This is a genomic window from Amycolatopsis sp. NPDC006125 (assembly GCF_040614195.1).
Taxonomy (GTDB): Bacteria; Actinomycetota; Actinomycetes; order Mycobacteriales; family Pseudonocardiaceae; genus Amycolatopsis_E; species Amycolatopsis_E tucumanensis.
In genome coordinates this window covers 15504-28333 of the sequence record NZ_JBEXTZ010000104.1, presented here as the reverse complement: position 1 = coordinate 28333, position 12830 = coordinate 15504, and the positions used below count along the sequence as shown (strand labels likewise).

The window sequence follows — 12830 nt, the reverse complement described above, 5'->3', positions numbered from 1 at the left end:
CAACACCCCATGGGTGCGGACCCGGCCGCCGGCCCACATCCGCCGCCGCCCCGGCCCCGGCGGCGCCGGCACACAGTTACGCACCGGATGCCCGTCCGGCCCCAGATCCGCCTGCGCCGGGCGTTCCAGCAGGTAGAACCAGTGCCACAACAACGGCAACCCCTCGCCGCGCTCCAAATCGGGCACCGGCACGTCCAGCAACGCCCCCAGCGCCCACGCGGGCTCCGGCGACAACACTTCACTACGCTCCACGATCTCCGGCACGGCGTCAGATCCGGTTCCGGTTGATCAGCTGGCGGGCGATCACCCCGCGCTGGATCTCGTTGGTGCCCTCACCCACGATCATCAACGGCGCATCCCGGAAATACCGCTCCACATCGAACTCCGTCGAATACCCATACCCGCCGTGGATCCGCACCGCGTTCAACGCCACCTCCATCGCCGTCTCCGACGCGAACAACTTCGCCATCCCCGCCTCCATGTCACACCGCTGCCCCGAGTCATACCTACGAGCAGCCATCAACACCAGCTGCCGCGCCGCCTCCAGCTTCGTCGCCATGTCCGCCAGATAGTTCCCGATCGACTGATGCTGCCAGATCGGCTTACCGAACGACTGCCGCTGCTGGGCGTACCGCAGCGAGTCCTCCAGCGCCGCCCGCCCCACGCCCAGGGCCCGGGACGCCACCTGGATCCGGCCCACTTCCAGGCCCTTCATCATCTGCGCGAACCCCTCACCCTCGGCACCACCCAGCAGCGCGTCCACCGGTGCGCGGTACCCGTCGAAGGACAGCTCGCAGCTCTCCACCCCCTTGTAGCCCAGCTTCGGCAGGTCACGGGACACGGTGAGCCCGTCGCCGTGTTCCACCAGCAGGATGCTCATCCCCGCGTGCCGGGGCGTCGCGGCCGGATCGGTCTTGCACAGCAACGCGATCAGCTGGGAGCGGCGGGAGTTGGTGATCCACGTCTTCGCGCCGTTGACAACGTATTCCGAGCCGTCGCGCCGGGCCGTGGTGGTCATCGCCTGCAGATCGGATCCGCCGCCCGGCTCGGTGAGCGCCATGGTCGCCCGGATCTCCCCGGTGGCCATCCGCGGCAGGTACCGGTCCCGCTGCTCCGGCGTGCCGAACGTGGCGATCAGCTTCGACACCACCGTGTGCCCGCCCATCGCTCCGGCGAGGCTCATCCAGCCGCGCGCCAGCTCCTCGGTGACCTGGACGTAGCACGGCATCGACACCGCGACCTCGCCCCACGGTTCCGGGATCGCCAGCCCGAAGATGCCCATCTCCTTCATCGCGTCGATGAGCTTCTCCGGATAGGTGTTGTCGTGCTCCAGCTCCCGCGCCACCGGCCGGACCTCGCGGTCCACGAAGTCCCGGACGGTGTCGACGATGAACTGCTCTTCGGTGCTCAGCTCAGGCATGGTGTGTCCCCGCAGTGGTGGGTGGCGGCACGAGGTGCCGGGGTCCGGTGGCGACGCCGTCGAGGGCGAGCACCCGGCCGCCCTTGGCCGCCGTGACGACGAGTGTGTCGCGGGCCGGGCCCGCGAAGCACAGGTTGGTCGGAAAGGTGCCGTCCGGGAAGCGGATCGGCGCCACCGGGGTGCCGTCGGTGCCGAGCACGGCGATCCGGTCGGCGTCGGGCAGGGCCGCGTAGAGCCGCCCGTCGGCGTCGAACGCCAGGCCGTCCGGCCCGCCGGGAAGCGCGGCGAGGACACCGATGAAACGCAGGGACGCCCCGTCCCAGCTGTAGCCGAGCAGACGGCGTTCGCGGGTAGCGGCGACGACCAGCCGGTCGCCGTCGAAGGCCAGCCCATTGGGGAAGTCGATCCCCTCGGCCACCACTTCGAGCCGGCCGTCCCGCGGGTCGTAGGCGAACACCTGGCCGGGCCCCTCCTCGTGGGGGCTGCCGGGGTCGGTGAACCAGATACGCCCGTCCGGGCCGCGGACCAGGTCGTTGGGCGCACGCACGCCGGTGGTGAGGGCGTCCAGGACCGTGCCGCCGAGCAGGGTCTGCAGTCCCGCCGCGGCCGGGCGGTGCGAGCTGCTCCGCCGCACCGATCCCCCGTTCTGGGCGACCCACACCCGGCCGTGCTCGTCCTCAGCCAGCCCGTTGGGGCCGCCGCCGGTCTCGACACGTCGCACGACGGCGCCGGTGCGGTGGTCGAGTTCGAGGACCTGGCCGCGGGACACGCTGGTCACGAGCAGGCGGCCGTCGCTGGTCCACAACGGGCCTTCGGTGAAGCCGGCGCCGCTGGTGAGCAACCGGATGTCAGGCATCGAACACCTCGCGGAGCTTGAGCTTGCTGACCTTGCCGGTGTCGGTGAGCGGCAGGTCGGCGGCGGTCATCAGGACGAACCGCGACGGCACCTTGTACCCGGCCGCCTGGCCCCGGATGTGGGCGGTCAGGTCGGCGACGAGCCCGTCCTGCTCGGTTCCCGGGTCGCGGGGCACCAGCACGCAGGCCATCACCTCGTCTCCGTTCTCGCCGGGCACGCCCATGACGAAGGCCTGGTCGACGGCCTCGTGCGCGATGAGGATGTCCTCGACCTCGGCGGGGGCGATGTTGATGCCCTTGATCTTCATCATCTCCTTGCGCCGCCCGGCGAAGTGCAGCCGGCCGTGCTCGTCGAGCCACCCCAGGTCGCCGGTGCGGAACCAGCCGCCGGGGCGGATGGCGTCGGCGTCGAGTTCGGGCGCGTCGAGGTAGCCGTCGATCACCGCGCCGGACAGCTCGATCTCCCCGGTCACCCCGGCCGGGCACGGCACGCCGGCGTCGTCGACGATCCGGACCTGCTGCGTGGGCAGCGCGGTGCCGCAGGTGCTCAGCTTGACCTCGACCGGATCGAGCGCGTCGCTGACCGTGGAGTGCCCGTAGCCTTCGGTGAGCCCGTACATGCTGCACACCTGCGTGACGCCGAGTTCCTCGATCACCAGGCGCTTGTCCTCGGCGGTGAACCCGCACGTGCCGGTGCGCAGCGACGAGATGTCGCGCTTGCCGAACGACGGCGCCGACAGCAGCGCCCGCGTGGTGGGCGCGAGTCCGTAGTAGACGGTGCAGCGCTCGCGCTCGATGAAGGCCAGCGCCTCCTCGCCGTCGAGGCGTTCCTGCAGGCAGAGCGTGGTGGCGTGGGTGAGGGCGACGGGCAGGGCGTTGGCCGTGCCGTAGCCGAAGAAGAACGGCGCCGAGATCCACAGCCGGTCGCCGGGGCGCAGGTGCTGGCGGCGGCCGATCTCGCGGGGGTTGGCGACCAGCGGGCCGTGGCGCAGCGGGACCGGTTTGGGTTTCGCGGTGCTGCCGCTGGTGAACAGGATCGCCGCCAGGTCGCCGGGGCCGACCGGGACGTCGACGGGCGGGCCGGCGGGCAGCGCCGGGGGCAGCTCGGCGCCGGTGGGCCAGGTGAGCGCGCCGAGGTAGTCGCGGCGGGATTCGCCGTAGAGCTCGCCGTACCCGGCCTGGGCCAGGTCGGCGAGGACGTCGCGGCCGAACAGCTTGTCGTCGGTGACGACGGCGCGCAGCCCGGTCCGCTCGATCACGTAGGCGTATTCGGAGGAGCGGTACCAGGTGTTGACCGGGACCGCGACGAGACCGGCGAGGTGCGCGCCGAGAGTCGCGGTGAGCCAGCGCAGCCCGTTGGGCAGCAGCACTCCCACCCGGTCACCCGGCCGCAGTCCCGCGGCCGCGTAGCCCGCGGCCATGCGTTCACACGCGCCGAGCAGGCCGGCGAAGGTGGTGCGGCCGTCGGCGGCGACCACGGCCTCGTGGTCGCCGAAGTGCTCGCCGAGGGTACGCAGCACCCCGGGCAGGGTGTCCTGGTCGAGAAGCCGGTAGTGATCCACAGTGGACTCCTTCAGGCGGGCCGGAACCGCACCAGCGGGGTGCCGTTCACGCGCTCGAACGTGGCCGTCACGGGCAGGCCGACGCGGACGTCGCCGCCGGTGACGTTGCTGATGATCTGCACGCCCTCGGTGAGCAGCACGACCGCGACGACGTACGGCGGCTGCGGCCCCGGTGGCGGGAAATAGGCCTTGCGGAACACGGCGTAGGACCACACCGTGCCGGTGCCGGCCGCGGTGAACCACTCGATGTCGCCGTGGACGCGGCAGTGCGGGCAGACCGGTTTGGGCGGGAAGCGGGACTCCCCGCAGGCCCGGCACCGCGCCACGCGCAGCTGCCCGGCTTCGAGCCCGGCGAGGTGCGGGGTGAGGTCGATGGTGCTCACGGCCGGCTCCCGTACACGACGGAGGACACCAGCGGCGCGGCGCAGGCGTACTGGATGTGGGTCGCGCCGGGGATCTGCCGTGCGCCGCATTCGCCGCGCAGCTGGCGCACGGCCTCCACGTTGAGACCCCAGCCCTGCAGGTAGCTTTCGGACAGGTGCCCGCCGGAGGTGTTCACCGGGAGCTCACCCCCCAGCCCGATCCGGCCGTCCTGGATCCAGCGCCCGGATTCCCCGCGAGGACAGTAGCCCAGGCCTTCCAGGGTGAACAGCACGTTGGGGCTGAAGTTGTCGTAGAGCATCAGGCCGTCCACGTCGGCCCGGTCGATGCCGGCCTGGCGCAGCGACTCCGCGCCGGCCTCGCCGATCGCCCCGGCCCAGAAGTCCTCGGGCGGGACGTCGGAGCCGAGGAACTGGGCCCGCTGGGCGGTGCCGAGCACGTAGACCGGCGGCCGCGGCAGGTCCGGGGCGCGCTCGGCGGTGGTGAGGATCATCGCCACGCCTCCGTCGTTGATCAGGCAGTAGTCGAACAGGTGCAGCGGTTCGACGATGTGGCGCGAGGCCAGGTAGGTCTCCAGGTCGAGCGGGTCGCGCATCACCGCCGCCGGGTTGAGGGCGGCGTGGCGGCGGAAGGTCAGCGCCACCTCGGCCAGTTGCTCCTCGGTGGTGCCGTACTGGTGGCGGTGCCGCTGGAACATCAGCGCCGAGAACGCGCCCGGGGAGGTCATGCCGTAGGGCCGGGTCAGTTCCGGCGCGGTGCCGTAGCCCTCCCCGGCCGCGGTGTAGCCGGTGCCGCCTGCGCCGTAGGTGGCGCCCGCGGAGCGGCCGTCGTTGCCGTAGACCAGCGCCACGGTCCGGCACTGCCCGGTGCGCAGCGCGGCGGTCGCCAGTTCGATCGCCGCCCCGCACATCCGGCCCTCGGCCGGGAGCGGCACGCACCACCGCGGCTGCAGACCGTGGGCCGAGGCGAAGGATTCGTAGCCGGTGACGCGGCAGGCGACCAGCCCGTCGACGTCCCGGACGTCCATCCCGGCGTCGGCCAGCGCCTCGCGCAGCGCCCAGCCGGCCAGGTCGTCGGCGGAGTGGCCGGGCAGCTTGCCGAAGCGGGTGGTGCCCACCCCGGCGACGGCCGCGAGTGGCCTGTTCATCACGACTCCCTCGTCGTCTGATACTTGATAATGTATAAAGTCAATCCAGAAAGCAAGACCCCGGACGAAAAAAGGGCCTGCTCAGAAGGCGTCGTCGGCCAGGACGCCCTGGTCCCGCAGCGTGCGCACCACGTGGTCGCCCTCCAGCCGGACGTGCTCCCGGCTGGCGGCGTCGGCGGCCGCGGCGTCGCCGTCCCGCAGCGCGCGCAGGATGCGGGCGTGCCCCTTGTTCGCCTCGGGACCGCCGCCGGAGGGCACCTCGTACACCGAGCGCGGCAGGTTGCGGGACAGCTGGCGCAGCACCGACAGCAGACGGCGGCTGCCCCCGGTCTTGTTGATCAGGGAGTGGAACTCCCAGTTGAGGTCGTGCAGCTCGTCGCCGTCGGTGCTGCGCTGCATCTGCTCGTGCAGCTCCTCCAGCTTGCGCAGGACCGGCTCGGTGATCCAGGTGGCCGCCCGCGCGGTCGCCAGGCCCTGGACCATCCCGTAGATCCGGTAGTGGTCCTCGATGTCCTCCTGGCGGATCGGCACGATGAACGTGCCGCGGTGCGGCTCGGTGTCGACCAGCCCCTCGGTCTCCAGGGTGATGAGGGCTTCCCGGACCGGGAGCCGGCTCACGCCGAGCTCGGCGGCGATCGCGTCCTGCGGCACGCGCTGCCCGCGTTCCAGGGTGCCGTCGAAGATGCGCTCGCGGATGTGGGCGGCGACCTCGTCGCTCATGCTCCGCCGCTTCGGCTGCGCCGCCCTGGCCATGCCGCCACCCCGTCCCCGTGTCGCTGCTGCGGGATACTTTATCAACGTTACTCCTCGCCGATGGGGGAAATACGCGGGGCGGGCGCGGGCTCCACCCGGTTGCCGCACACCCGCAGCGTCGACCGCGCCGCCAGGTGCTCGTCGGCGGCTGCCTCGGCCATGCTCAGCACCGGCGTGACGCAGGCGTCGAGTGGCTCGAACACCGCCGCCCACTCCGCGCGGGTGCGGCCGGCGAAGATCTCCGCGAACAGCTTCTTCGTGGCCGGCCAGGACTCCCGGTCCCACTGGTCCGGCAGCTGGGCGGGGTCCAGGCCGAGCGCGCGCACCAGCCGCTCGTAGAACTGCGGCTCCATGCTGCCCACCGCCAGGTACTCGCCGTCGGCGGTCTCGTAGACGTCGTAGAACGGCGCGCCGGTGTCGATGTCGTTCGTGCCGGGCTCGGGCTGCCACCGGCCGTCGGCGACGCGCTGCCAGATGCCGGACATCAGCAGGCTGGCCCCGTCGACCATCGCCGCGTCGACGACCTGGCCGCGGCCGGTCGCGTCGCGCTCCCGCAGCGCGGCCAGCAGCCCGAAGGCGAGCAGCATCCCGCCGCCGCCGTAGTCCCCGACGAGGTTGAGCGGCGGCACCGGCGCCTGTCCCCGCCGCGCGATCGAGCGCAGGGCGCCGGTGACGGCGAGGTAGTTGATGTCGTGCCCGGCCTTGGCGGCCAGCGGGCCGTCCTGCCCCCAGCCGGTCATGCGGCCGTAGACCAGGCGCGGGTTGAGCTCCGCGCACGCTCGCGGCCCCAGGCCCAGCCGTTCCATGACGCCCGGCCGGAAGCCTTCGACGAGCACGTCGGCGGAGGTGATCAGCTCGCGGGCCTGCCCCAGGCCGTCGTCGGATTTGAGGTCGAGGTGCACAGTGCGGCGGCCGCGGTCGAGGATGCCGCCGTCCCGGTCGCCGCCCGGGCGGTCGATCCGGACGACCTCGGCGCCGGCGTCGGCGAGCATCATCGCGGCGAACGGCGCCGGGCCGAGCCCGGCGAACTCCACCACGCGCAGTCCGTTCAGCGGTCCCATCAGTGTTCCCTTCACGCCGGCTGCCGGTACGGATCGCCGATGCTGCGCCCGCCGCACACGACGAGCACCTGGCCGGTGACGTAGGAGGCGCCGGCCAGGTAGGCCACCGCGTCGGCGACGTCGCCGGGGTGCCCGGCGCGGCCGACCGGGATCGCCTCCAGGGTGCGTTCCCGGATGCGGTCGGGCAGCCCCTCGGTCATCCGGGTGGCGACGAACCCGGGCGCGACGCAGTTGACGGTGATGCCCTGGCGCGCGACCTCCAGCGCCAGGGACCGGGTGGCGCCGACGAGCCCGCCCTTGGCCGTGGAGTAGGCGGTGGAGCCGAAAGTGCCCAGCCAGGCGCGGGAGGCGATGTTGACCACCGCTCCCCCGCCGCGCCGCGCCATCGGGCCGAGCAGCAGCCGCGTGAGGGCCAGCGGGCCGAGCAGGTTGATCGCGAGCAGGCGGCGGAACAGCGCAGGGTCGAGGCGGCCGACCCGCGCGTCCTCGAGCACGCCGGCGCAGTTGACCAGGACGTCGATCCCGCCGAACTCCGCCACGCACGCGGTGGCGACCTTCTCCCGGGACTCGGGCGAGGTGACGTCCAGGACCATCGGCCGCGCCTTCGGCCCGATGCTCGCCGCAGCCTCCGCCGGGTCGAGGTCGGCGACGACCACGACGTCGGCCTCGCGGGCCAGCCGTTCGCAGATGCCCCGGCCGATGCCACCGGCGCCGCCGGTCACGAGCGCGGTCTTCATGGCCGCAACCTCCCCAGACCGCTGCCGGCGGTCACGTAGATCTCCTGTCCGGTGATGTCCCCGCCGTCGGCGGCGAGCAGCGCGGACACCTGGTGGGCGACCGCGGTTTCGGCGCCCTCGGCGTAGAGCACGGTGTTGACCGTGATGCCGTCCCGGGCGAGCTCGATCGCCAGCGTCCGCGCCATCGACAGCACCCCGCCCGCGACGGCCCCGGCCGCGGTGGCGTGCGGCCGGCCCAGCGCGGCTTCGGCCGGGAGCAGGAACACCAGCCGTCCCGTTCCGGACAGCGCGGGCAGCTGCCGCTGCAGTTCGGCCAGCACACCGGCGAGCACGTCGCCGATCTCGGCGTCGAGCAGCTCGTCGGACAGCGCTTCCAGGTCCCGGTCGCCGGGCAGGTCCGGGGCCAGGCACGCGGCGGGCACCGGGGATTCCAGTGTGGACAGTGCCGCGGTGAGCGCGGCGGAGCCGCCCCACACGTGCACGGTCGTGGTCACCTGCGTCATCGGGACATCACCAGCGTCGTCACCGATCCTCCGTCCGTTCCGTTGACCGTGCCGCCCTTGCAGTAGCTCAGCCCGACGCGCGCGCCCTCGACTTGGCGGGCCCCGGCGGTGCCGCGCAGCTGCCAGGTCAGCTCGCAGGCCTGGGCGACGCCGGTGGCGCCGACCGGGTGCCCGCGCGAGAGCAGCCCGCCGCTGGGGTTGACGGGCAGCCGCCCGCCGAGCGCGGTGTGCCCGGCCTCGGTCCACGCCGCGCCTTCGCCGCGCGGGATCAGGCCGAGTCCTTCCATCCGGACGATCTCGGCGATCGTGAAGCAGTCGTGCATTTCCACCAGGTCGATGTCCTCCGGACCGGTGCCGGTGAGCTTCCAGGCCTCCTCGGCCGCCCGGCGCGAGACGTCCTCCTCGTTGACGTCGCCGGTGCCGGGCCGCACGCTGCCGCTGACGAGCGCGCAGCCCAGCATGCGCGGCACGGAGCCGGTCACGCCGAGGCGGCGCAGCCCGGCCGGGCTGCACAGCACCATCGCCGCGGCGCCGTCGGAGATCGGGCTGCAGTCGAGCAGCCCGAGTGGTTCGGCGATCGGTCGCGCGGACAGCACCTCCTGCAGGCTGACCGGCCGCTGGTACTGGGCGAACGGGTTGTGCACCGAGTGGGCGTGGTTCTTCACCGCGACCGCGGCGATCTGCTCGCGGGTCGCGCCGTGGTCGGCCATGTAGCGGCGGGCGCTGAGCCCGTGGCCGGCGGCCATCACGTACCCGACCGCCGCGTCCAGGTCGCCCGGGTCGGGCCGCACGCCCCCGGACACCCGGTCGGTCATCTTCTCCACGCCGATCACGAGCACGACGTCGTGCAGGCCCGCGGCGAGGGCCACCCACGCCTCGCGCAGCGCGGTGGCCCCGCTGGCGCAGTAGTTCTCGTGGTTGGACACCGGGCGTCCGTCGAGGCCGAGCTGCGCCGCGACGCGCTGCCCGGCGACCGGGCCGCCGAAGACGTGCCCGACGTAGAGGGCGTCCACTTGGGACAGTTCCGCGCCTGCGTCGGTGAGCGCGGCGCGGGCGGCGCCGACGGCCATGCGCTCCAGGGTGACGTCGGCGGGGTACTTGCCGAACCGGATCATGCCGGCGCCGGCGACGTGGGCGGGTGCGAGCGTCATGCCGCCACCCCCGCGCGGAACCGGTAGCCGACCAGGTCGGCGCCGTCGGCGTCCTGACCGGTGGTCGTCAGTTCCAGGTGCACGGGCAGGCCGATCGCGACGTCCTCGGGGGCGGTCCCGCTGATCTGGGCGAGCACGCGGACTCCCTCCGGCAGGTCGACGTAGGCCAGCACGTAGGGCACCTCGACGCCGGGTGGCGCCTGCCGGACGACGGTGAAGCTGTACACCGTGCCCGCGGGCGAGAGCTCGGTCTCGCGGATCCCCTCGACCGCCCGGCACCCAGGACAGAACTCCCGCGCCGGGAACGAGACCGTGGCGCACCGGTCACACCGGGACCCGAGCAGGCGTGGCGGGGTCAGCTTCAGCAGTCCGTCCCGGAAGGGGCGGGCCGCGGCGACGGCGGGCATCGGAACCTCCAGCAGTCTTCGATGGAACACGTCCGACGGTACAAGTTTGATACATGATCAGACAAGCCTCATGCGCGAAACAATGCGGTGAACAGCTACTTCGACGTTTTTGCACCGCAGTCTGGACACCGTGGCCGCCCTGACGTAGCCTCCGTCACAAGCAGTTTGTATCAAATATCGAAGAGGATGAGACGCTGATGTCAACGACGACACCCGCCCGCGACCTGGCTCCCGTCGTGGCCTCCCGCCTCGCCGCGGAACCCCACCTGTTCATCGACGGCGAGCGCCGCGAGGCCCGCAGCGGCCGGACCCGCCCGGTGCTGGACCCGGGCACCGGCGAGCCGATCGCGACCACGGCGTGCGCCGGCGCGGCCGACGTCGACGACGCGGTCGCCGCAGCCGCGCGCGCCTTCGACCCCGCCTCCGAGTGGCGGCGGATGACCCCGCTGGAGCGCGGCCGCGTCCTGACCCGCATCGGCGAGGCGATCTACGCCCGCGCCGACGAGTTCGCGGAGCTGGAGGTGCTCGACGCCGGCAAGGTGCGCGGCGCGGCCCGCGCCATCGACGTCGAGTTCGCCGCGCGGACCTTCCTCTACTACGGGGGCTGGCCGAGCAAGATCCAGGGCACCACCGTGCCCGTCTCGCACCCGGGCATCCACGTCCGCACCGAGCGGGAACCCGTCGGGGTCGCCGGGGCGATCACGGCGTGGAACTTCCCGCTGCTGCTGTGCGCCTGGAAGATGGCGCCCGCGCTGGCCGCTGGGTGCCCGGTGGTGTTCAAGCCCTCGGAGGAGACCCCGCTGTCCGCGCTGTGGCTGGCCGAACTCGCCGTCGAAGCCGGCCTGCCGCCCGGCGTGCTCAACGTGGTGCCCGGCTACGGCGACGAGGCCGGCCAGGCGCTGGTCGCGCACGCGGGCGTGCGCAAGCTGTCGTTCACCGGCTCGACCGCGGTCGGCCGCCGGATCGCCCGGGACGCCTCGGACCTGCTCAAGCGGGTCACCCTCGAACTGGGCGGCAAGAGCGCGAACATCATCTTCGGCGACGCCGACCTCGACGCCGCCGTGGCCGGGTCCGCGGGCGGCATCTTCTGGCACTCCGGCCAGACGTGCAGCGCCCCGTCCCGGCTGTTCGTGCAGCGCGACATCCACGACGAGGTGGTGGACAAGCTGCTCGCCGAGGCCACCAAGTTGTCGATCGGCCACGGCCTGGACGCGGGCGTCGACTTCGGGCCGCTGGTCAACGAGCGCCAGGTGGAGCGGGTCCGCGGCTACGTCGACCGGGCCGCGGCGGAAGGCGCGAAGGTGCACCAGGCCGGGGAACTGCCGACCGGTGGCGGCTTCTTCTACCCGCCGACCGTGATCGCCGGTGCCACCGACGACATGGAGTGCGCGCGCGAGGAGATCTTCGGCCCGGTCGTGGTCGTGCTGCCCTTCGACGACGCCGAGGAGGCCGCCCGCCGCGCCAACGCCAGCGACTACGGCCTCGCGGCCGGGTTGTGGACGGGCAGCGTCGCCACCGAGCACGCCATGACCCGCGCCCTGCGCGCCGGGACCGTCTACGTCAACGGCTGGGGCCTGACCGACCCGGCCGCGCCGTTCGGCGGCTTCGCCCAGTCCGGCTACGGCCGCGACCTCGGCCCGGACAGCCTCGACGGCTACCTCGAAACGAAGTCCGTGTGGACCTTCCACGGCTGACCCTCCCCCGCGAACGGAAAGAAGAGACACCATGAAGACCCGCGCCGCCGTGCTGACCGGCTATCACCAGCCCTTCGACGTCCGGGAGGTCGAACTCGACGAGCCCGGCCCCAACGAGGTCCTGCTCAAGGTTTCCGCCGCCGGGCTGTGCCACTCCGACCTGCACATGATGGACGGCGACAACGTCGTGCGCTTCCCGATCGTGGGCGGCCACGAAGCCGCCGGGATCGTCGAGCGCGTCGGCCCGGGCGTCACCCGGGTCGCCGAGGGCGACCACGTCGTGTGCAGCTTCATCCCCAGCTGCGGCAAGTGCCGCTACTGCTCCACCGGCAAGCAGAACCTGTGCAACATGGGCGCCACCATCCTCGAGGGCAGCATGCCCGACGGCACCTTCCGCATGCACGACCCCGAGCTCGGCGACATCGGCGCGTTCTGCATGCTCGGCGCGTTTTCCGAGTACACGACCGTGTCCGAGCTGTCGTGCGTGAAGGTCGACGACTGGCTGCCGCTGGACAAGGCGGTGCTGGTCGGCTGCGGCGTGCCGACCGGGTACGGCAGCGCGGTCAACGCCGGCGAGGTGAAACCCGGCGATACCACGGTGATCTACGGGATCGGCGGCGTCGGGATCAACGCCGTGCAGGGCGCGGTGCAGGCCGGGGCGAAGAACGTCGTCTGCGTCGACCCGGTCGAGTTCAAGCGGCAGACCGCCAAGGAGTTCGGCGCGACCCACGTGTTCGCCACCGCCGAGGAGGCCGCCGACGCGGTGCGCGAACTGACCTGGGGCGAGGGCGCGGACCAGGCGATCTGCGTGGTCGGCGTGATGACGGAGAAGGTCATCGCGGACGCCTTCGCGGTGATCGGCAAGGGCAGCACGGTCGTCGTCACCGGTGTGGCGAACCCGGCGAACCTGACGGTCCACGTGTCCGGTTCGGACCTGGTGTTCAACCAGAAGACCATCAAGGGCACGCTGTTCGGCTCGTCCAACCCGCAGTACGACATCGTGAAGATGCTGCGGATGTACGACGCGGGCAGGCTCAAGCTCGACGAGCTGATCACCGCCCGGTACACCCTCGACGAGATCAACGACGGGTACCAGGACCTCCGCGACGGCAAGATCATCCGCGGGATCATCGACTACACCAAGTAACCCGGGCCGGTG

Annotated in this window: 13 protein-coding genes and 1 pseudogene; 2 read left to right on the top strand and 12 right to left on the bottom strand. The window is 72.4% G+C overall.

Going from position 1 to position 12830, the window contains the following annotated elements; translation table 11 throughout:
• The 12 genes and pseudogenes from ABZ193_RS35960 to ABZ193_RS35905 form a co-directional block, all read right to left on the bottom strand.
• A pseudogene (locus ABZ193_RS35960) lies at positions 1 to 264 on the bottom strand (mesaconyl-C4 CoA hydratase); the annotation flags it as partial.
• A 4-nt stretch (positions 265 to 268) separates the two neighbouring features.
• The gene (locus tag ABZ193_RS35955; protein ID WP_354713006.1) at positions 269 to 1420 is read right to left on the bottom strand and encodes an acyl-CoA dehydrogenase family protein; all 1152 of its coding nucleotides are present in this window, start codon (positions 1418 to 1420) and stop codon (positions 269 to 271) included.
• Complete coding sequence (locus tag ABZ193_RS35950) at positions 1413 to 2276, bottom strand: SMP-30/gluconolactonase/LRE family protein (protein ID WP_354713005.1); 864 nt, start codon at positions 2274 to 2276, stop codon at positions 1413 to 1415. The genes ABZ193_RS35955 and ABZ193_RS35950 overlap by 8 nt, the downstream gene beginning before the upstream one ends.
• The gene (locus ABZ193_RS35945) at positions 2269 to 3837 is read right to left on the bottom strand and encodes a class I adenylate-forming enzyme family protein (protein WP_354713004.1); all 1569 of its coding nucleotides are present in this window, start codon (positions 3835 to 3837) and stop codon (positions 2269 to 2271) included. Before ABZ193_RS35945 ends, ABZ193_RS35950 begins: the two co-directional genes overlap by 8 nt.
• Positions 3838 to 3848: 11 nt before the next feature.
• Entirely contained in the window at positions 3849 to 4220 is a 372-nt protein-coding gene (locus ABZ193_RS35940) for an OB-fold domain-containing protein (RefSeq protein ID WP_020415905.1), read from the bottom strand.
• The gene (locus tag ABZ193_RS35935; RefSeq protein ID WP_354713003.1) at positions 4217 to 5365 is read right to left on the bottom strand and encodes a thiolase family protein; all 1149 of its coding nucleotides are present in this window, start codon (positions 5363 to 5365) and stop codon (positions 4217 to 4219) included. The genes ABZ193_RS35940 and ABZ193_RS35935 overlap by 4 nt, the downstream gene beginning before the upstream one ends.
• Positions 5366 to 5446: 81 nt before the next feature.
• A complete protein-coding gene (locus ABZ193_RS35930; protein ID WP_354713002.1) occupies positions 5447 to 6118 on the bottom strand; it encodes a GntR family transcriptional regulator in 672 nt (223 codons plus the stop codon).
• A 47-nt stretch (positions 6119 to 6165) separates the two neighbouring features.
• Complete coding sequence (locus tag ABZ193_RS35925; protein WP_354713001.1) at positions 6166 to 7179, bottom strand: CaiB/BaiF CoA-transferase family protein; 1014 nt, start codon at positions 7177 to 7179, stop codon at positions 6166 to 6168.
• A gap of 11 nt (positions 7180 to 7190) precedes the next feature.
• Positions 7191 to 7916, bottom strand: coding sequence for an SDR family NAD(P)-dependent oxidoreductase (locus ABZ193_RS35920; RefSeq protein ID WP_354713000.1), 726 nt, complete (start codon positions 7914 to 7916; stop codon positions 7191 to 7193).
• On the bottom strand, positions 7913 to 8419 hold the full coding sequence (locus ABZ193_RS35915; RefSeq protein ID WP_354712999.1) for an SDR family oxidoreductase: 507 nt from the start codon (positions 8417 to 8419) through the stop codon (positions 7913 to 7915). The genes ABZ193_RS35920 and ABZ193_RS35915 overlap by 4 nt, the downstream gene beginning before the upstream one ends.
• The gene (locus ABZ193_RS35910) at positions 8416 to 9570 is read right to left on the bottom strand and encodes a thiolase family protein (protein ID WP_020415911.1); all 1155 of its coding nucleotides are present in this window, start codon (positions 9568 to 9570) and stop codon (positions 8416 to 8418) included. Before ABZ193_RS35910 ends, ABZ193_RS35915 begins: the two co-directional genes overlap by 4 nt.
• Positions 9567 to 9977: a Zn-ribbon domain-containing OB-fold protein gene (locus tag ABZ193_RS35905; protein ID WP_354712998.1), complete on the bottom strand. Its 411-nt coding sequence runs from the start codon at positions 9975 to 9977 to the stop codon at positions 9567 to 9569. The genes ABZ193_RS35910 and ABZ193_RS35905 overlap by 4 nt, the downstream gene beginning before the upstream one ends.
• Before the next feature lie 197 nt (positions 9978 to 10174).
• Here ABZ193_RS35905 and ABZ193_RS35900 point away from each other — a divergent pair, with 197 nt between their 5' ends.
• A complete protein-coding gene (locus ABZ193_RS35900; protein WP_354712997.1) occupies positions 10175 to 11671 on the top strand; it encodes an aldehyde dehydrogenase family protein in 1497 nt (498 codons plus the stop codon).
• Positions 11672 to 11702: 31 nt separating this feature from the next.
• On the top strand, positions 11703 to 12818 hold the full coding sequence (locus ABZ193_RS35895) for an NDMA-dependent alcohol dehydrogenase (protein ID WP_354712996.1): 1116 nt from the start codon (positions 11703 to 11705) through the stop codon (positions 12816 to 12818).
• The last annotated feature ends 12 nt before the right edge of the window (positions 12819 to 12830 follow it).

Coding starts and splice junctions, on each gene's coding strand:
- ABZ193_RS35955 (WP_354713006.1), bottom strand. CDS start 1,420: ATGCCTGAGCTGAGCACCGAAGAGCAGTTCATCGTCGACACCGTCCGG.
- ABZ193_RS35920 (WP_354713000.1), bottom strand. CDS start 7,916: ATGAAGACCGCGCTCGTGACCGGCGGCGCCGGTGGCATCGGCCGGGGC.
- ABZ193_RS35950 (WP_354713005.1), bottom strand. CDS start 2,276: ATGCCTGACATCCGGTTGCTCACCAGCGGCGCCGGCTTCACCGAAGGC.
- ABZ193_RS35930 (WP_354713002.1), bottom strand. CDS start 6,118: ATGGCCAGGGCGGCGCAGCCGAAGCGGCGGAGCATGAGCGACGAGGTC.
- ABZ193_RS35935 (WP_354713003.1), bottom strand. CDS start 5,365: ATGAACAGGCCACTCGCGGCCGTCGCCGGGGTGGGCACCACCCGCTTC.
- ABZ193_RS35925 (WP_354713001.1), bottom strand. CDS start 7,179: ATGGGACCGCTGAACGGACTGCGCGTGGTGGAGTTCGCCGGGCTCGGC.
- ABZ193_RS35905 (WP_354712998.1), bottom strand. CDS start 9,977: ATGCCCGCCGTCGCCGCGGCCCGCCCCTTCCGGGACGGACTGCTGAAG.
- ABZ193_RS35915 (WP_354712999.1), bottom strand. CDS start 8,419: ATGACGCAGGTGACCACGACCGTGCACGTGTGGGGCGGCTCCGCCGCG.
- ABZ193_RS35900 (WP_354712997.1), top strand. CDS start 10,175: ATGTCAACGACGACACCCGCCCGCGACCTGGCTCCCGTCGTGGCCTCC.
- ABZ193_RS35910 (WP_020415911.1), bottom strand. CDS start 9,570: ATGACGCTCGCACCCGCCCACGTCGCCGGCGCCGGCATGATCCGGTTC.
- ABZ193_RS35895 (WP_354712996.1), top strand. CDS start 11,703: ATGAAGACCCGCGCCGCCGTGCTGACCGGCTATCACCAGCCCTTCGAC.